19 protein-coding genes are annotated in these 16,860 nt (G+C 72.0%); 13 read left to right on the plus strand and 6 right to left on the minus strand.

The window, feature by feature from the left end:
- The first annotated feature begins 27 nt into the window (after positions 1-27).
- The 4 genes from MKK55_RS20300 (at position 28) to MKK55_RS20315 (ending at position 2,823) form a co-directional block, all read left to right on the plus strand.
- Positions 28-1,032: a magnesium transporter CorA family protein gene (locus tag MKK55_RS20300; RefSeq protein ID WP_147728142.1), complete on the plus strand. Its 1,005-nt coding sequence runs from the start codon at positions 28-30 to the stop codon at positions 1,030-1,032.
- 56 nt (positions 1,033-1,088) lie between these two features.
- Positions 1,089-1,853: an SOS response-associated peptidase gene (locus tag MKK55_RS20305; RefSeq protein ID WP_243937354.1), complete on the plus strand. Its 765-nt coding sequence runs from the start codon at positions 1,089-1,091 to the stop codon at positions 1,851-1,853.
- 408 nt (positions 1,854-2,261) lie between these two features.
- Positions 2,262-2,567, plus strand: a complete 306-nt coding sequence (locus MKK55_RS20310) for a hypothetical protein (RefSeq protein ID WP_243937357.1) — start codon at positions 2,262-2,264, stop codon at positions 2,565-2,567.
- 37 nt (positions 2,568-2,604) lie between these two features.
- A complete protein-coding gene (locus MKK55_RS20315; protein ID WP_243931806.1) occupies positions 2,605-2,823 on the plus strand; it encodes a hypothetical protein in 219 nt (72 codons plus the stop codon).
- A 161-nt stretch (positions 2,824-2,984) separates the two neighbouring features.
- On the opposite strand, the gene MKK55_RS20320 is transcribed toward MKK55_RS20315, so the two are convergent.
- Both MKK55_RS20320 and MKK55_RS20325 read right to left on the minus strand, forming a co-directional pair.
- Entirely contained in the window at positions 2,985-4,235 is a 1,251-nt protein-coding gene (locus MKK55_RS20320; protein WP_243937358.1) for a class I SAM-dependent RNA methyltransferase, read from the minus strand.
- Positions 4,222-4,989: a TlyA family RNA methyltransferase gene (locus MKK55_RS20325; RefSeq protein ID WP_243937359.1), complete on the minus strand. Its 768-nt coding sequence runs from the start codon at positions 4,987-4,989 to the stop codon at positions 4,222-4,224. Before MKK55_RS20325 ends, MKK55_RS20320 begins: the two co-directional genes overlap by 14 nt.
- Before the next feature lie 133 nt (positions 4,990-5,122).
- Here MKK55_RS20325 and MKK55_RS20330 point away from each other — a divergent pair, with 133 nt between their 5' ends.
- Complete coding sequence (locus tag MKK55_RS20330; protein WP_147729999.1) at positions 5,123-5,680, plus strand: superoxide dismutase family protein; 558 nt, start codon at positions 5,123-5,125, stop codon at positions 5,678-5,680.
- A 199-nt stretch (positions 5,681-5,879) separates the two neighbouring features.
- Positions 5,880-6,260 carry a glutathione S-transferase N-terminal domain-containing protein gene (locus MKK55_RS20335; protein ID WP_147844505.1) on the plus strand — a complete coding sequence of 127 codons (381 nt, stop codon included), beginning with the start codon at positions 5,880-5,882 and terminating at the stop codon, positions 6,258-6,260.
- Between the two features lie 30 nt (positions 6,261-6,290).
- Here the strand turns inward: MKK55_RS20335 and MKK55_RS20340 are convergent, their stop codons facing one another.
- The gene (locus MKK55_RS20340; protein WP_147729610.1) at positions 6,291-7,640 is read right to left on the minus strand and encodes an MFS family transporter; all 1,350 of its coding nucleotides are present in this window, start codon (positions 7,638-7,640) and stop codon (positions 6,291-6,293) included.
- A 244-nt stretch (positions 7,641-7,884) separates the two neighbouring features.
- Here MKK55_RS20340 and MKK55_RS20345 point away from each other — a divergent pair, with 244 nt between their 5' ends.
- Positions 7,885-8,754: a DUF1236 domain-containing protein gene (locus MKK55_RS20345; RefSeq protein WP_243937360.1), complete on the plus strand. Its 870-nt coding sequence runs from the start codon at positions 7,885-7,887 to the stop codon at positions 8,752-8,754.
- A gap of 187 nt (positions 8,755-8,941) precedes the next feature.
- Here MKK55_RS20345 and hrcA read toward each other — a convergent pair whose 3' ends face one another.
- Positions 8,942-10,036, minus strand: a complete 1,095-nt coding sequence (gene hrcA / locus MKK55_RS20350; RefSeq protein WP_147728964.1) for a heat-inducible transcriptional repressor HrcA — start codon at positions 10,034-10,036, stop codon at positions 8,942-8,944.
- 148 nt (positions 10,037-10,184) lie between these two features.
- Here hrcA and rph point away from each other — a divergent pair, with 148 nt between their 5' ends.
- From rph to MKK55_RS20370, 4 genes are all read left to right on the plus strand, one after another.
- Positions 10,185-10,898, plus strand: a complete 714-nt coding sequence (gene rph, locus MKK55_RS20355) for a ribonuclease PH (protein WP_243937361.1) — start codon at positions 10,185-10,187, stop codon at positions 10,896-10,898.
- On the plus strand, positions 10,895-11,527 hold the full coding sequence (rdgB, locus tag MKK55_RS20360) for an RdgB/HAM1 family non-canonical purine NTP pyrophosphatase (protein ID WP_243937362.1): 633 nt from the start codon (positions 10,895-10,897) through the stop codon (positions 11,525-11,527). The genes rph and rdgB overlap by 4 nt, the downstream gene beginning before the upstream one ends.
- Before the next feature lie 49 nt (positions 11,528-11,576).
- The gene (hemW, locus tag MKK55_RS20365) at positions 11,577-12,755 is read left to right on the plus strand and encodes a radical SAM family heme chaperone HemW (protein WP_147844311.1); all 1,179 of its coding nucleotides are present in this window, start codon (positions 11,577-11,579) and stop codon (positions 12,753-12,755) included.
- Positions 12,756-12,827: 72 nt separating this feature from the next.
- Positions 12,828-13,409 carry a hypothetical protein gene (locus tag MKK55_RS20370; RefSeq protein WP_243937363.1) on the plus strand — a complete coding sequence of 194 codons (582 nt, stop codon included), beginning with the start codon at positions 12,828-12,830 and terminating at the stop codon, positions 13,407-13,409.
- A gap of 14 nt (positions 13,410-13,423) precedes the next feature.
- Here the strand turns inward: MKK55_RS20370 and MKK55_RS20375 are convergent, their stop codons facing one another.
- Positions 13,424-14,674, minus strand: coding sequence for a penicillin-binding protein activator (locus MKK55_RS20375; RefSeq protein ID WP_243937364.1), 1,251 nt, complete (start codon positions 14,672-14,674; stop codon positions 13,424-13,426).
- A gap of 195 nt (positions 14,675-14,869) precedes the next feature.
- Between MKK55_RS20375 and rsmI the strand changes: the two genes are divergently transcribed.
- A complete protein-coding gene (gene rsmI / locus MKK55_RS20380; protein WP_147859666.1) occupies positions 14,870-15,838 on the plus strand; it encodes a 16S rRNA (cytidine(1402)-2'-O)-methyltransferase in 969 nt (322 codons plus the stop codon).
- Positions 15,825-16,205 (plus strand): YraN family protein, encoded by a 381-nt coding sequence (locus tag MKK55_RS20385; RefSeq protein ID WP_243937366.1) that lies wholly within the window; start codon positions 15,825-15,827, stop codon positions 16,203-16,205. Before rsmI ends, MKK55_RS20385 begins: the two co-directional genes overlap by 14 nt.
- Before the next feature lie 7 nt (positions 16,206-16,212).
- Here MKK55_RS20385 and MKK55_RS20390 read toward each other — a convergent pair whose 3' ends face one another.
- Positions 16,213-16,602 carry a response regulator gene (locus MKK55_RS20390; RefSeq protein ID WP_243937367.1) on the minus strand — a complete coding sequence of 130 codons (390 nt, stop codon included), beginning with the start codon at positions 16,600-16,602 and terminating at the stop codon, positions 16,213-16,215.
- Between the last annotated feature and the right edge of the window lie 258 nt (positions 16,603-16,860).

Genomic DNA, 16,860 nt, shown 5'->3' on the forward strand with positions numbered 1-16,860 from the left:
GAGCGCCCATCCCCAGGTTCGCTCTTCGTGATCTTCATCCACCAGCCGGTCACCGGCACCGGCCAGATGCTGCTGGAGCGCCGCCCCCTCGAGCTGCAGGACCCGATCCCCGACGACACCGTCTGGCTCGACATGATCAAGCCGACGCGGGAGGAGGACCTCAAGGTCGAGGCCTTCATGGGCATCCAGGTGCCGACGCGGGAGGAGATGAAGGACATCGAGCCCTCCGAGCTGCTCTACGTCGAGGACGGCGCCCGCTACATGACCGGCCGCGTGCTCTCGAAGGTCAGCGACTCGGAGGATCCGGGGCTCGCCGGCATCACCTTCATCCTGCAGGGCCGCAAGCTCGTGACGGTGCGCTACGAGGAGCCGCAAGCGTTCCGGATGTACACCCAGCGCGCCGGCCGGGCGACCGGCAGCGGGCCGACGGGGACGCCTTCGGGCGAGACCATCCTCGCCGGCCTGATCGAGGCGGTGATCGACCGCGCGGCGGACGTGCTCCAGCTCCAGGGCGAGCGCATCGACCGGCTCTCGGGCAAGATCTTCGAAGTCCAGGCCGACCCGAGCGCGCGCAACACCGCGCTCCAGGACACGCTGCGGGCGCTGGGCCGCCACGGCGACCTGATCTCGAAGCAGCGCGAGAGCCTCGTCTCGATGGAGCGCATCCTGCTCTCGCTCTCGGCCACCTACCGGACGGCCAAGGCCCCGCGCGAGCTGCGCGAGGACGTGCGCTCGACCCTGCGCGACCTGCAATCGCTCGAGGAGCACGCGACCTTCCTGTCCTCGAAGATCCAGTTCCTGCTCGACGCGACCCTGGGGCTGGTGAACCTCGAGCAGAACAACATCATCAAGCTGTTCTCGGTCATGGCGGTGGTGTTCATGCCGCCGACGCTGATCGCTTCGATCTACGGGATGAACTTCAAGACCATGCCGGAGCTCGACTGGAGCTTCGGCTACCCGATGGCGGTGGTGATGATGGTCGTCGCCGCCGTGCTGCCTTACGTGTTCTTCCGCTGGAAGAAGTGGCTCTAGACGGCCGCCGCGCGCCGCCGCGGGCGGCGATCGCCGGCGGATAGGAACCTCTCGGGATGTGCGGACGCTTCTTCATCGCCCAGGCGCCCGAACGCTTCGCCGAATTCTACGGCTACCCGGAGCGCCCGAACTTCCCGCCGCGCTACAACGTGGCGCCGACGCAGCCCGTGCCGATCGTGATCGCCGAGGGCGGCGCGCGGCATTTCCGGCTGGTGCGCTGGGGATTCTGGCCGAGCTGGCTGAAGGACCCCAAGACCTTTCCGCTGGTGATCAACGCGCGGGTCGAGACCATCCTGAAGAAGGCGACCTTCCGCGGCGCGGTGCGCCACCGCCGCTGCGTCTTCGTGGCCGACGGTTTCTACGAATGGCGGCGCGAGGGCACCGGACGCAGCGCGGTGCGGACACCCTTCGCGATCCGCCGCGCGAACGGCGCGCCGATGGCGCTCGCCGGCCTGTGGGAATCCTGGCTCGGGGCGGACGGCTCGGAGATCGACACGGCGGCCATCGTCACGACGGGGGCCAACGGAACCATGGCGGCGGTGCACGACCGGATGCCGGCGATCCTCGCGCCGGAGCAGGTCGCACCCTGGCTCGACACCCGCGCGGTGGATCAGGCCGAGGCGGCGGCCCTCTGCCGGCCATGCCCGGACGACTGGCTCCGCCTCGACCCGGTCTCCGACCGGGTGAACGCCGTTCGCAACGACGACGCGGCGTTGATCGAGCCGGTCGGCCGGCCTCAGCCGGCCATCCCACCGGCGGATCGTCCAGCAGCCGAACAGCCGCGGTCCAGCGACGAGGACGCGCAAGGCAGCCTGTTCTGAACCGGCACACGCGGTAACAGAAACGTGAGGCCGACATACAACTTATGTTGGTGTCACTTCTCGCCGGCCGAGTGAACGTGCAGCATCCAACCGCCCTATGATCCTTTTTCGTTGGTTGGGGCGCGGCAGCCGTGCCCCCGACCCTATCGAGGCACGACGTGGCCGGCGTTTGCGCACCGGGTCCACGAAAGCCTGATGCTCAGGTCACGCGACAAACAAATCTGAACATCAGACGTTGATTTGACGCAAGACTGTCAGCGCCCTATCCTCTATTGCTTTCGCATTTGCACGATCATCGATTTCATCACCTGCGAGATCATATCCATGATTGCTTATCGATGCGAGAAAGCAGCTCTCAAGACCCGGATACGACAGAGCCGTCGGCGCATCGGCCATTCGAACGATCTGATGGCGCTGTCCCGCGTGGCGATCGATCGGTCGCGCGAGGCGATCCGATCCTCGAGCACGCGTTTCGCCCCGGCGTGGCAGGAACCGAAGCATGCCGTCTCCGTCGGCGCCGTCCAGACTCTCCTGGCCGACATGAACGGCGAGGCGCTCGATGCGGTCGTCGAGGACTTCTCCGCCGCCTACCGCGAAGCTGTGGCGACCGGGAACGACGAGGCCGCCGACATCGTGCGGAAGGCCCTGGTGATCCTGGGTCGCCATCTCGCCAACAGCCTTGGGCCGAAGGCGGCCGGAGTCTCGATAAATTGATTGGCTCCGTGGGAGGCCGTGCCTATGAGGTCGTCTTGTGAAAAAGCCGGATGCCCATCTGTCCATCGCGCGCGCGAGCCTCGAGCGGATCGCGCAAACGCTCGATGAGCCGGTCAGCACGTTCTTCACGGGGGGCGAGCCCGAATCCCGAGAGGCCGAGACCTTGGCCCTCGTTCGAGCCTTCGACCGCATTAGGGATCCGCAGGCCCGCGCCCGGTGCCTGACCTTCGTGACGGCCGAGGCCGACCGCTCGTAGCCGGCCCCACCCCGTGTGCGGCCCCGCGCCGTCGCGGCGACCGACCCGCACGGAGCGACGAGATTCGACCACTTTCCTGCCTCCGGGAGGCGGGACGCTCCCGTCGCGCCGGCTCGCGCGTCCGCGCGGGCTCGGTAGCGTGTCGAGGCGGCCGCCGGCCGCTACAGCCGGCGCTTGACCGCGACCGCCCTGCGGAACACCCCGACCATCTCGACGTGGCCCGAGTACCGGAACTGGTCCACCGGGGTGACCCGCTCCAGGCCGAAGCCCGCCGCGACCAGGGTTGCCGCGTCGCGGGCGAAGGTCCCGGCGTCGCAGCTGACGCCGACGGCCAGCGGCACCTTGGATTCCGCGATCTGCTTCGCCTGCGCCTGTGCGCCGGCCCGCGGCGGATCGAAGACCACGGCGTCGTAGCCGTTCAGATCGTGGGCGAGGACGGGGCGGCGGAACAGGTCGCGGGCTTCCGTGGTGACGCCCTTCAGGCCGAGCGCGGAGCGATAGGACCGCGCGATGCCTGCGAGCGCGCCGGCCTCGCTCTCGACCGCGTGGACGGTGGCGGTGCGCGCCATCGCCAGGGTGAAGGGCCCGCAGCCGGAGAACAGGTCGACGGCGCGCTTGGTCTTCTTGGTGAAGGCGTCGCGCACCAGCCCGGACAGCGTCGCCTCGCCGGCCGCCGTCGCCTGGAGAAAGCCGCCCGGCGGCGGATGGAGGCGCGCGTCGCCCGAGGCCACCGTGACGGCCTTGCGCTCCACCACCACGTCGCCGTGCAGCGACAGGCGGGCGAGGTCGAGCTCTCCGGCGAGCCGCACCAGCGTGGCGCGCACGCCGGCCTCGACCGGGCCGTGGCCGCGCAGGTCCACGTCGAGCCCGGCCTCGGTCGCGGTCACCGCGACGTCGAGGGGCTTTCGCCCGTGCCCGAGGGGTGCACTGAGCGCCCGCGCGATCTCGGGGGCCCGATGCAGGGCCGGCACCGTGATCGGGCAATGGTCGATCGCGACGAGGGCGTGGCTGCGCGCGGCCATCAGCCCGGCCTCGGCCCGGCCCTCGACCTCGCGGACGTGCAGGGTGATGCGCCGGCGGCCCTCGCCGTGGGCGTCGATCAGCGGATCGGGAGCGCGGTCGAGCCCGGCCTGGGCCAGGGCGTTGGCGACCTGCGCGTATTTCCAGGCGGCGTAGGGCTCGGGCGCGAGGTGCTGTGTCGCGCAGCCGCCGCAGCGGGTGAAGTACGGGCAGATCGGGACGATCCGATCGGGCGAGGGCGTCTCGATGCCGAGGAGCTCGCCGCGCCCGCCGTCGCGCCGGATCGCGACGCGCTCGCCCGGAAGCGCGAAGGCGATCGCCGTGCCGTCTTCGGCGATGCCGTCCCCGCGCGCGCCGAGGCGACGGATCGTGACGGTTTCAGATGCGGTCATCGGGTCTTTCGTGCGGTCGATCGGCGCGTGCGCCGACGAGGAATTCGGTGTTGCCGTCCCCGCCCCGGACGGGGGAGGGGATCAGGCCGAGGATCGTGAAGCCGAGGCCGGCGAGGGTGCGGCGCACCGCATCGCAGACCTCCGCGTGGACGGCGTCGTCGCGGACGATGCCGCCGCGGCCGACGCGCTCGCGGCCGGCCTCGAATTGCGGCTTGATCAACGCGATCAGGTGCGCGCCCGGCGCCAGCAGCCCGGCCACCGCCGGCAGCACGAGGCGCAGGGCGATGAAGCTCACGTCGATGCTGGCAAGGCAAGGGGCAGGGTCGAGGCTGCCCGGCGCGAGGGTTCGGATGTCGGTTCCTTCGCGGTTCGTGACCCGTGGGTCGGCGCTCAGACTGGCGTGAAGCTGGCCGTGCCCGACATCGACCGCGACGACCCGCGTCGCGCCGCGGCGCAGGAGCAGGTCGGTGAAGCCGCCGGTCGAGGCGCCGACGTCGAGGCAGGGGAGGCCGGCCGGATCGAGGCCGAAGGCGTCGAGGCCCGCCTCGAGCTTCAGGCCGCCGCGCGAGACGAAGGGGTGGGGCGCGCTGGCCTCGATCGCCGCGTCGGCCGCCAGCCGCTCGGAGGCGCGGGTGACCGCGCGCCCGTCGGCCCGCACGAGGCCGGCGGCGATGGCGGCCTGCGCCCGCGCCCGGCTCTCGAAATGGCCGTGCTCGACCAGCAGGAGGTCGGCCCTGATCCTGTCGCGCGTCATCGAGGCTGGTTCACGGGGAAGGGGTCACGAATGGTCCGGCCGCCGGGCTGCCCGGGCGGCGCGATCGAAGAAAGCCCTGTCGGAAGACCGGATGACGGCCTAACTAGCCCGACGTGGAGAGGAGAGCCATCACATGACACGCACCCTGCCGTTGCTCGCAGCCCTCGTCGGCTTCGCATCCGGCGCCACCGGAGCGCTCGCGCAGACCCCGCCGGCCGCGGAGTCGGCCCCGGCCGCCGCACCCCAGACCTTCACCGGCGAGATCAAGAACAACAAGGGCGAGCCGATCGGGACGCTGACGATCCGCGACGGCGCGAACGCGCTGGTGATGCGGATCGCGATCAAGGCCGGCGGCCTGCCGCCCGGCTGGCACGGCATCCACTTCCACGCGGTCGGCGACTGCTCCGACACCGACAAGTTCATGAACTCGAAGGCGCACGTGAACCACGACCAGAGCAAGCACGGCCTGCTCAACCCCGACGGCCCGGACGAGGGCGACCTGCCCAACGTCTACGCGGCGGCCGACGGCTCGGTGAACGCCGAGGTCTCCAGCGAAACGCCGCTGACGGGCGACGGCGGCCTTCAGGACGGCGACGGCTCGGCGCTGATCGTCCACGCCAACGAGGACGACCACACCACGCAGCCGATCGGCGGCGCCGGCAACCGCATCGGCTGCGCGGTGATCAAGTGACCCGCACGACGATCCGCTGAGGGGCACGAGGCCCTCGGTCACAGACGGCCGACGCCCGGCGAGGGATGTCCCGGCCCGTGCCGACCGGCGGATCGGTCGGATCCGACGCGGCGGCGCGGTCCCCGGCCGCGCCGCCGAGCGCTTCCGGCCCGCTACCGCGGGACTGCCCGACCCACTTCGACGACGAGGACGACCGACGATGACCGAAGCCGCGTTCAAGCCGACCGTCTACCTGAAGGCGGGCTGCCCGTTCTGCTTCAAGGTCCGCCTGTTCCTGCTCGAAACCGGGCAGCTGGATCGGGCGGACCTCCGCGAGTTCGTCCCCGGCGACGCGGCGGAGACGTCGATCCGCAGCCGGCTCGCGCCGGCGGTCGAGACGGTGACCTTCCCGACGGCCGAGCTTGCGCCCGGCCGGTTCACGACCGAATCCGATGCCATCGTCGCCCATTTCGCGGGGCGCGCCGGCGTCGCGCCCGATGCCTTGCCGACCTACCAGGCCTATCTCGGCGGCGTCTTCAAGAACCTCCAGTCCCTCTACCGCGAGAACATGGAGCTCAAGAACCGGTCCCGGACGGCCTGACGGGCATTCCGCGCGACGGCAGGGCCGGGCTCAGGCCCGCGCCAGGCGCGGCTTGCCTCCGAGCGCCTCCTCCACCGTGCCGTCACCGTCGAGATAGCCGTGGACCTTCGGGTTCGGCATGATCAGCGAGGCGACGAAGGCGATCGCGAGCAGGATGGTGACGTACCAGAAGAAGCTTGATTCCATCCCCGCCTCCTTGAACCACAGCGCCACGTATTCGGCGGTGCCGCCGAAGGTGGCGTTGGCGAGGGCGTAGGACAGGCCGACGCCGAGCGCGCGGACCTTGGTCGGGAACAGCTCCGCCTTCACGATGCCGCTGATCCCCGTGTAGAAGCTCACCGCCAGCAGCCCCAGCGTGATCAGGCCGAAGGCGACGTAGGGGTCCTGCGTCGCGCCGATCGCGGTCATCAGCGGCACCACCATCAGCGTGCCGAGGCCGCTGTAGAGCAGCATGTTGGCCTTGCGCCCGATCCGGTCCGACAGCGCGCCGAACAGCGGCTGGACCATCATGTAGACCAGCAGCACCGCGGTCATCGTGCGCGAGGCCGTGCCCTTGTCGAAATGCGCGGTGTTGACGAGATACTTCTGCATGTACGTGGTGAAGGTGTAGAACACCAGCGAGCCGCCGGCGGTGTAGGCCAGGACCACGCAGAACGCGCGCCAATGCTTGGCGAGCTCGGAGAAGGTGCCGGCGTTCTCCTTGTCGGAGCCCGCAGTCTCGGCGAGCGAGCGCCGCAGGTAGAGGGCGACGATGGCGGCCACCGCCCCGAGGAAGAACGGGATCCGCCAGCCGAAGCTGTGCAGCTGCGCCTCGGTGAGCGCAAACTGCAGCACGATCAGCACCAGCGAGGCCAGGAGCTGGCCGCCGATCAGCGTCACGTATTGGAACGAGGCGAAGAATCCGCGCTGACCCTTCAGCGCGACCTCGCTCATGTAGGTGGCGCTGGTGCCGTACTCGCCGCCGACCGAGAGGCCCTGGAGCATGCGCGCCAGCAGCAGCAGCACGGGGGCTGCGGCGCCCACGGTCTCGTAGGTGGGCAGCAGGCCGATGAACAGCGAGCCGATGCACATCATCAGGACCGAGATGACCATCGAGGTCCGGCGCCCGACGCGGTCGGCGATGCGCCCGAACAGCCAGCCGCCGATCGGCCGCATGAAGAAGCCCACGGCGAAGATGCCGGCGGTCTGGAGAAGCTGGCTGGTGGAATCGCCCTTCGGGAAGAACGACGACGCGAAGTAGATCGCGAAGAAGGCGTAGCAGTAGAAATCGTACCACTCGACCAGGTTGCCGGAGGACGAGGCGACGATCGCCCGGATGCGGCGGCTGCGGTCGGCCGCCACGTCTTCGGCGGTTGGCGCGATCCCGATCGAGTCGGACATGCTGGCTCCCTGTCTCCGTCGTTCGGACGGCGCATTCTTGATACGGGCGACGTTACAGGCGGGGACTGGGACCGCCTAGGCCGCGTGGGCGCGCGAACGAGGATGCCCACCGCCCGTGTCACGTCGTCTCCGAGCGGCAGGCGCCGACGGAACGCTTTTCGGGACTGTACCGTTTCGGGGCGGTGACTTCGTCGGTCGGCGACGGACGTGGCCTTTCAACAATAACGGGACGGGATCGAGCGCCATGAACAAGATCTTTCGCGGAACGGTGACGGCCGCCGTGCTGGTGCTGGGCACGGCCACGGCCTTCGGCCAGGGCGGCCCCGGCGGCGGTGCCGGCGGGCCGGGCGGCGGCGGCGGACCGGGCGGCGGCGCCGGCGGACCGGCGGGCGGTGCTGGCGGCGGCGCCGGCGGTGGCATGCGCGGCGGTGCAGGCCCTGGCGGCGGTGCTGGCGGTGGTGCCGGCGGCGCGATGCGCGGGAACGACGCCGGCGGCCCGGCGGGCGGCGCGGCCGAGCGCGGCGGGCCGGGCGGCGGTGCCGACCGGGCCGGTCCGGGCGGTGCCGATCGCGGGGCGCCGGGCGGTGCGGAACGCGGCGGTGCGATGCGCGACGACGGCCCCGGCGGCAAGCCCGGCGCCCGCGACGAGCGCGGCGGCCCCGGGCGCAACGAGACCGGCGGCCCCCGCGGGGATCGCGACGGTCCGGCGGCGCGCGACGGACGCGGCGACCGTGATGGTCCCGGCGCCCGTGACGGCCGGGGCGATCGCGACGGCCCCGGTGCCCGCGGCGACCGCGACGGTCGTCCGGATCGCGGCGCCCGCGGTCCGCGCGGCGGCGGCGAGGCCCGCGGCGCCTATGGGCGTCTCGGCGGCGCCGAGCGCACCCGGTTCCGCCAGGACCTGTTCCGCAGCGGCGTGCCGCGCCTAGCGGCCGGCGCCTTCGCGCTCACCGTCGGCACGGCGATCGCCCGCAGCTATGAACTGCACCGCCTCCCGCCGGCGATCGTCGAGCTGGCACCGGAATACGAGGATTACAGCTACGTCCTCGTGGACGACGACATCGTCATCGTCGATCCGGACACCTACCAGATCGTGGACGTGATCCGCGGCTGAGGCGAAAACCCGCGCCGGCCTGCCCTCCCTCCTCTGCGGGGGAGGGTGGGCCTCGTGGCGGCAAGGGTCGGGAGAGGCGGGTGCGTCGTCCGGTATATGGCGCTCCCCCTCTCCCGATGTGCTTCGCGGGCCGACATTCCGCGCCAACCGAGGGGCGCGGCGGCGCATTGGGCGAGCGGCCCCGGCCCTACGTCCCGCGGTCGAGCATCCGCGAGACGACCCGCGCCGTGTAGTCGACCATCGGCACGATGCGGGCGTAGTTCAGGCGCGTCGGGCCGATCACGCCGACGACGCCGACGATGGTCTGCGACCCGTCGCGGAACGGCGCCGCGATCAGCGACGAGCCGGAGAGCGAGAACAGCTTGTTCTCCGAGCCGATGAAGATCCGCACCCCGTCGCCGCCCTCGGCGCGGGCGAGCAGGTCGATCACGTCCTTCTGCGTCTCGAGGTCCGAGAACAGCAGCCGCATCCGCTCGAGGTCCTCGATCGCGCGAAGGTCGTCGAGCAGGTTGGCCTGCCCGCGCACGATGAGCTGGCGGGCCTCGCTCGGGCCGACGGACACGGCGAGGCCCGCATCGACCAGGCGCTCGGTGATCGCGTCGAGCTCGCGCTTCATCGCCTGGCGGCCCGCCTCGATCTCGGCGCGCAGGCCGCCGAGGGTGCGGCCGTGCAGGCGGGCGTTGAGGTAGTTCGACGCCTCCTGCAGCGCGCTCGCCGGCAGGCCCGGCGGCAGGTCGAGCAGGCGGTTCTCGACCGAGCCGTCGTCGGAGACGAGCACCACCAGGGCGCGTGCCGGATCGAGCCGCACGAACTCGATGTGCTTGAGCTGCACGTTGGTCTTGGTCGTCAGCACCACGCCGGCTCCGCGCGAGATGCCCGAGAGCAGGCTAGACGCCTCGGCCAGCGCCGAATCGAAGGTGTGCCGCGAGGCCGCCGCCCGCATCTGCGCCTCGATCCGCTCCTGCTCCTCGCGGCCGACATCGCCGAGCTCGAGCATCGCGTCGACGAAGAAGCGCAGGCCCAGCTCGGTCGGCAGGCGCCCGGCGGAGGTGTGCGGCGCGAAGATCAGCCCGGACTGCTCCAGGTCGGACATCACGTTGCGGATCGAGGCCGGCGACAGGGTCATGGGCAGGATGCGCGCGAGGTTGCGCGATCCCATCGGCTCGCCGGTGGAGAGATAGCCCTCGACGATCTGCCGGAAGATCTCGCGGGCACGCTCGTTCAGCGCGGCGAGGGCCTGCGCCTGCGGCGGTTGGGAGAAGGGTCGGGAAAACTCGGTCACGCGCGGTTCCTGGCCGATGATTGTGTCCCGCTAAAGCCTGCGGATCAATCCATGGGCTTCTCATACGGCGCTCGGGCGCTTCGGGTTGCCGCGTGTGGCGGCGCAGCCTAAGCACCCCGCTCGAGTTCGGGAATCAGGAGAACGCCGCATGCGGCCTTCGAAGCGCGCGGTCGACGAGTTGCGCAAGGTCACGCTCGAGCGCTCGGTCGCCCGCTACGCGGAGGGCTCCTGCCTCGTGACCTTCGGCGAGACCCGGGTCCTGTGCACCGCCTCGCTGGAGGAGCGCGGGCCGCACTGGCTGCGCGGCTCGGGCAAGGGCTGGATCACGGCGGAGTACGCCATGCTGCCGCGCGCCACGCACGAGCGCACCCGCCGCGAGGTCAATTCCGGCAAGCCCTCGGGCCGGACGCAGGAGATCCAGCGGCTGATCGGGCGATCTCTGCGCGCCGTCACCAATCTGCCGGCGATGGGCGAGAAGCAGATCACCGTCGACTGCGACGTGATCCAGGCCGACGGCGGCACCCGCACGGCATCGATCACCGGCGCCTGGGTCGCGCTGCACGAGTGCTTCGCCTGGATGCGCGCCCGCTCGATGATCTCGGTCGACCCCTTGCGCGACCACGTCGCCGCCATCTCCTGCGGCATCGTCAAGGGCGCCGCCGTGCTCGACCTCGACTACGCCGAGGATTCGGGCGCCGAGACCGACGCCAACTTCGTCATCACCGGCACCGGCGGCCTCGTCGAGGTCCAAGGCACCGCCGAGGGCAAGCCGTTCTCGGAGGACGAGCTGCTCGCGCTGCTCCGGCTCGCCAAGGGCGGCGTCGCCGACCTCGTCGCCCTCCAGAAGCAGGCGATCGCATGAGCCACCGCATCCTCTCGGGCCGGGTCGTGATCGCGACCCACAATGCCGGCAAGCTGGTGGAGATGCGCGAGCTGCTCGCGCCCTTCGGCGTCGAGGCGGTCTCGGCCGGCGAGCTCGGGCTCGCGGAACCCGACGAGACCGGCACGATGTTTTCCGAGAACGCCGCGATCAAGGCGGTCGCAGCCGCCAACGCCGCGGGCCTGCCGGCCTTCGCCGACGATTCGGGCCTGTGCGTCGATGCGCTCGATGGGGCGCCCGGGCTGTTCTCCGCCCGCTGGGCCGGCGCGTCCAAGGACTTTTCCGGCGCGATGGCGCGGATCTTCGCGGAGCTGGACCTGCGCGGGGCGAGGGACCGGCGGGCGCATTTCGTCTCGGCTCTGGTGCTGGCCTGGCCCGACGGCCATACCGAGCTGTTCGAGGGCCGCGTCTTCGGCGACCTCGTCGAGCCGCGCGGCACGGCCGGCTTCGGCTACGACCCGATGTTCCGGCCCGACGGCTTCGACCGCACCTTCGGCGAGATCGCGTCGGAGGAGAAGCACGGGGTCGACTGGCAGACCGGCGACGCCCTCTCGCACCGGGCCCGTGCCTTCGTGAAGCTCGCCGCCGCATGCCTGCGCCGGCCGGGCTGAACGGATCGGGCGATTGCCAAACGGCGCGCACGCGAGCACATCGCGTGCGATGACCGACCGTTCAGGCCCGGACCACCCGACCCGCGATGCGGGCTTCGGCGTCTACGTGCATTGGCCCTTCTGCGCCTCGAAGTGCCCGTATTGCGACTTCAACAGCCATGTCCGCCATGCGCCGGTGGACGAGGCGCGCTACCTCGCGGCCTTCCGCGCCGAGATCGCGCACGTGGCGGGGCGCACCCCCGGCCGCACCGTCTCGAGCATCTTCCTCGGCGGCGGCACGCCCTCGCTGATGCAGCCCGCGACGGTCGCCGGCATCCTCGATGCCATCGCCGCAGCCTGGGGCGTCGAGCCCGGCGCCGAGATCACGTTGGAGGCCAACCCGACCAGCGTCGAGGCCGGGCGCTTCCGGGGCTACCGCACGGCCGGGGTCAACCGCGTCTCCCTCGGCGTCCAGGCCTTCGACGACGCTTCGCTCAAGAGCCTCGGGCGGCTGCACAGCGCCGAGGAGGCCTTCGCCGCGATCCGGGTCGCGCAGGGCGCGTTCGACCGCAGCTCGTTCGACCTGATCTACGCGCGCCCGAACCAGACCGCCGCGGCGTGGCGGCGCGAGCTCACCGAGGCGATCGGCCGGGCGGCCGAGCACCTCTCGCTCTACCAGCTCACCATCGAGCCCGGCACGCCGTTCTACGGGCTCGCCGCCGCCGGCCGGCTGGTGCCGCCCGACGACGAGACCGCCCGCGCGCTCTACGACGTGACCCAGGAGGTCTGCGACCGGGCGGGCCTGCCGGCCTACGAGATCTCGAACCACGCGCGTGCCGGCGCGCAGTCGCGCCACAACCTGCTGTACTGGCGCTACGGCGAATATGCCGGCATCGGCCCCGGCGCGCATGGCCGTCTCGTGACGGAGGCCGGCCGACTCGGAACCGTCACCGAGAAGGCGCCGGAGGCCTGGCTCGCCCGCGTCGAGCGCGACGGCCACGGCATCGCCGAGACCGAGACGATCGCCGGCGCCGACCAGGGCGACGAATTCCTGATGATGGGCCTGCGCCTGTCCGAGGGCATCGACCCGGCGCGCTATGCCGCGCTCAAGGGCCGCCCGCTCGACGGGTCGCGGGTCGCGGCGCTGATCGGCGACGGCCTCGTGGCGCGGCTCGACGGCGGCCGCATCGCCGCGACCGCGCGCGGCGCTCCGGTGCTCAACGCCGTGGTCGCGAGCCTCGCGGCGTGATGCCGAACGCCTCCGCGCGCGCGTCGAAAGCCGATCCGTGAGCCGGCGACGACGCCGGCCGTCATCGGCCTCGTGCTGCTCGCGGCGCTGCTGCATGCCGGGTGGAACACGCTGCTGCGCGGCGGCGCGGACCGGCTCTGGACCATGAGCGTGATGAATCTCGCAGTCGGCGGCCTCGGGCTCGCCCCGGTCGGCGGCGGGTTGCCGTCGCTGTCGCTGGGCAGGGCCGGCCTGTCGCGCGGCACGCTGCTGGCGGCGCTCGGCACGGCCGCGACGATCGCCGCCTACACCCTGATCGACGGCATCGGCGTGCGGCTGTCGGGCGACTGGGTCGGCGACACCGCGGCGATGGTCACCGTCCACCGCGCGCCTCCGCTCTGGCTCCTGCTGACGCGCGGATCGGCGGCCCTCGGCGGGCGGCCCGCCGCGGTCGCGCGCGCCGTCGGCGGGGGCGCCGCCTCGCTGCTGGCCTACGCGGCGGTGATCTGGGCGATGCGGCTCGGGGCGATGGGGCCGGTCTCGGCCCTGCGCGAGACCAGCGTGGTCTTCGCCGCGCTCCTCGGCCGCGCCTTCCTGGCGGAGCGCCGGACCGCCGGCCGCATCGCCGCCTGCACGGTCGTCGCGGCCGGCGCGGCGATGATCGGCCACGACTGACGCGCGGCGGAGGCTCAGGTGCCGGGTTTGGCCAGGGCGCGGGGCGCCGGGCTGACCACGCTCGACGCGTTGTTGCGGATCTCGTGGACGGCGAGCGCCCGGTCGCTCAGGCCGTCGGCGCGGAAGCGGAAGGTGCCGTCGACGCCGGCGAACCCGGCGCTCTTGGTCAGGGTCGCGTCGGCGAAGCGCTGGGTCCCGTATTGCCGCGCGAGCGCCGCACTGAGCGAGACCGCGTCGTAGGCCAGCGAGGCGACCCGCGGCGGGCTCGTGCCGAACCGCGCCTGGTAACGCCCGGCGAAGTTGCCGAATCCGCCGGTGTCCGGCGCGGCGAAGCGGCCGCCCTGCAGGGCCGGCAGCGCGAAGAGCCGCGGCTCGTTCCACACTGCGGTGCCGATCGGCCGGACGCGGGACGGCGCGAAGCCGGCCTTGCTGAGCGCGGCCGCCACATTCGGCAGCCCGTCGGCGGTCTCGGGCAGGAACAGGGTGTCGGCCTGGGCGCCCGGTCCGGTGATCAGGCCGCCGAGGCGCGCGATCGCCGCCTCCGGCGCGCCGGGGGCGTAGCGTTCGATGCCGACGAGACGGGCGCCCTTGCGCGCCACCGCTTCGCGGAACTGCGCCTCGACGGCGTTGCCGTAGGCGTTCTCGGGGATCAGCGCGGCGAAGGAGCGGCGCCCGCCCGCGACCGACTCGTCGACGATCCGGTCGACCTCGGCCTGCGGGAGGAAGCTCAGCAGGTAGGTGCCGGGGCCGGCGACGCTCGCATCGGTCGAGAACGCGATCACCGGCTTGCCCGCGGCGCGCGCCGTCGCCGAGGCGGCCGCGACGTTGGCGGCGAAGAGCGGGCCGAGCACCAGCTCGGCGCCCTCGGCGATGGCGGCGCTCGTCGCCTCGCGGGCGCCGTCCGGCGAACCGCGGTCGTCGCGCACCAGGATCTGGAGGTCGGGCTGCTGGTATTCCTCGATCGCGAGCTCGGCCGCGTTGCGCATCGCCGCCCCGAGATTGGCCCCCTGGCCCGAGAGCGGCACGACGAGGGCGACCTTGACCGAACCGGTGCCGATCCGGCCCGGCGCCGAGGCGGCGGCCGGCGTCGAGCCGGGAACGGCGTCGGCGGGCGGTGCGAGGTCGGGAGCGAGTTCGGCCCGCGGCGGCGGCGCGGCGCGGACGGAACGCGCCCGGTCCGGAACGCCGATGCAGCCGGTAAGGGCGAGGATCACGGCGAGGGCGGCGCCGGCCCGGAGGGCGCGGGGCGGGACACATCGCGCCATCGCGAAACTTCCTTCCCGTAAAGATCGTCCACGCGGGATCGTGGCTCTGGCTTAAAGCGTGGACCCGAAAAGTAAACGCGCCGATGTCGCAGGATCGCGCGCGCCCCCGGAAAACACGAATCAGCGGGGGTTCGCGGCGGTTCGGCGGCCGCAAGCAAATTCCGCTCGGCGGCTTGGCGTGGCAAGGTCCGCGCGATGACACAGCGAATCGAGCCCGCACGCCGCCCCCGCAGGGACGGGCCGGCCAAATCCACCGCGACCAAGGTTGCGACCTTCACCGCCTTCGGGCTGGCGACGGAAGCGGAGCCGCTCGCGCCGGGCCTGCACGTGGTGGCGACGCCGATCGGCAACCTGCGCGACGTCACGATCCGGGCGCTCGCGACGCTGGCCGCCGCCGACGCGGTGCTCGCCGAGGACACCCGCGTCACCCGGACGCTGCTGATGCACTACGGCATCACCACGCCGCTCGTCGCCTACCACGAGCATTCGAACGCCGCCGTCCGCGAGCGCATGGTGCGGCGGATGCTGGACGGCGAGGCGCTGGCGCTGGTGTCGGATGCCGGCACGCCCTTGGTCTCCGATCCCGGGTTCAAGCTGGTCCAGGCGGCGATCGAGGCGGGGATCTGCATCACGCCGATTCCCGGCCCGTCGGCGGTGATGACGGCGATCGTCGCCGCCGGCCTGCCGACCGACCGGTTCTTCTTCGAGGGTTTCCTGCCGCAGAAGGCCGGCGCCCGCCGCAACCGGCTCTCGGCGCTGGCGACCGTGCCCGGCACGCTGGTCCTGTTCGAATCGCCCCACCGCCTGCCGGAGATGCTGGCGGACGCGGCGGAGGTCCTCGGCGGCGCCCGTCCCGCGGCCGTGGCGCGCGAGCTGACGAAGATGTTCGAGACGATCCGCCGCGGCACCCTGGCCAGCCTCAACGACACCTTCGCGGAGGAGGGCGCCCCGAAGGGCGAGGTCGTGGTGGTGATCGGGACCGCGCCGGACGAGGCCACCCCGGAGGAGGCCGATGCCGGCCTCGACGCGGCCCTGCGCGTCGCGCTCGCGCGGCACTCGATCAAGGATGCCGCAAGCCTCGTTGCCGACGAGACCGGGCAGCCGCGCCGCGCCGTCTACAACCGTGCGCTGGTGCTGGCTCGCGAGACCGATGCGGACGCCTGATGCCGCGCGCCGGAAGGCGACCGAACGCCGCGGGCGCCGGGCCGAATGGCTGGCGCTCGGCGCGCTGATGCTGAAGGGCTATCGCCCCTTAGCGATGCGGGTGAGCGCGTCGGGCGGCGAGATCGACCTGATCGTGCGCCGCGGCGGCACCATCGCCTTCGTCGAGGTCAAGGCGCGCGCGACGCTGATCGAGGCGCAGGGCGCGATCGGCCGGGTCAAGCGACAACGCTTCTCGCGCGCGGTGCGGAGCTGGATCGCGCGGCATCCGTTCGCCAGGAGCCTGACCCTGCGGGCGGACGCGGTCTTCATCGGCGGACGCGGCTGGCCGGTCCACCTCGTCGACGCGTTCCCGATCGAGGGCCTGTAGCGGACGGTCAGGCGCGCGCGGCGCTGATCGCGCCGATGAGCGTGCGCTTGAGGTCGGCCTGGCTGAACGGCTTCTGCACCACCGGGCGATCGCGGAACGGCTCGCGGATGCCGGCGCCGCCGTAGCCGGTCGAGAAGATCAGCGGCAGGTCGCGCTTCGCGATCGCCTCGGCGACCGGGTAGATCGGCTCGCCGGCGACGTTCACGTCGAGGATCGCGACCTCGAAGGTCTCGCTCTCGGCCATCTCCAGGGCGGTCGAGAGGCGTGCGGCCGGGCCGACCACGGTGCAGCCAAAATCGAGCAGCATGTCTTCGAGCAGCATCGAGATCGCGGCTTCGTCCTCGACGACGAGCACCCGCTTACCCTGAAGAACGTCGTCTTTCGGTTCCGCGCTCACGCCGAGGTGTCTTCCTTGTCGATCCGCTCCGCTTCAACGGAACGTCGCCATGATGGCTGGTCGGATCCGATCGTCGCGCCAGGAGAACCAAGCGGGTACACCGGGCGGCTGAGGGGTCGCCCGGAACGCCGGTTGTGTCAAGCGTCCGGCGCGGGCTGTTCCGTCGGCAATGTTACACGGCGATACATTTCGCGATAGGGTGTGGCACGGTCCGCGTGAGGGCAGAACCCGCGATGGGCCGATCTTTTCCTGACACGA

It is taken from the genome of Methylobacterium sp. J-059 (assembly GCF_022829485.1).
GTDB lineage: Bacteria > Pseudomonadota > Alphaproteobacteria > Rhizobiales > Beijerinckiaceae > Methylobacterium.

Coding starts and splice junctions, on each gene's coding strand:
- MKK55_RS20305 (WP_243937354.1), top strand. CDS start 1,089: ATGTGCGGACGCTTCTTCATCGCCCAGGCGCCCGAACGCTTCGCCGAA.
- MKK55_RS20310 (WP_243937357.1), top strand. CDS start 2,262: ATGGCGCTGTCCCGCGTGGCGATCGATCGGTCGCGCGAGGCGATCCGA.
- MKK55_RS20320 (WP_243937358.1), bottom strand. CDS start 4,235: ATGACCGCATCTGAAACCGTCACGATCCGTCGCCTCGGCGCGCGCGGG.
- MKK55_RS20325 (WP_243937359.1), bottom strand. CDS start 4,989: ATGACGCGCGACAGGATCAGGGCCGACCTCCTGCTGGTCGAGCACGGC.
- MKK55_RS20330 (WP_147729999.1), top strand. CDS start 5,123: ATGACACGCACCCTGCCGTTGCTCGCAGCCCTCGTCGGCTTCGCATCC.
- MKK55_RS20335 (WP_147844505.1), top strand. CDS start 5,880: ATGACCGAAGCCGCGTTCAAGCCGACCGTCTACCTGAAGGCGGGCTGC.
- MKK55_RS20340 (WP_147729610.1), bottom strand. CDS start 7,640: ATGTCCGACTCGATCGGGATCGCGCCAACCGCCGAAGACGTGGCGGCC.
- MKK55_RS20345 (WP_243937360.1), top strand. CDS start 7,885: ATGAACAAGATCTTTCGCGGAACGGTGACGGCCGCCGTGCTGGTGCTG.
- rph (WP_243937361.1), top strand. CDS start 10,185: ATGCGGCCTTCGAAGCGCGCGGTCGACGAGTTGCGCAAGGTCACGCTC.
- rdgB (WP_243937362.1), top strand. CDS start 10,895: ATGAGCCACCGCATCCTCTCGGGCCGGGTCGTGATCGCGACCCACAAT.
- hemW (WP_147844311.1), top strand. CDS start 11,577: ATGACCGACCGTTCAGGCCCGGACCACCCGACCCGCGATGCGGGCTTC.
- MKK55_RS20375 (WP_243937364.1), bottom strand. CDS start 14,674: ATGGCGCGATGTGTCCCGCCCCGCGCCCTCCGGGCCGGCGCCGCCCTC.
- rsmI (WP_147859666.1), top strand. CDS start 14,870: ATGACACAGCGAATCGAGCCCGCACGCCGCCCCCGCAGGGACGGGCCG.
- MKK55_RS20385 (WP_243937366.1), top strand. CDS start 15,825: ATGCGGACGCCTGATGCCGCGCGCCGGAAGGCGACCGAACGCCGCGGG.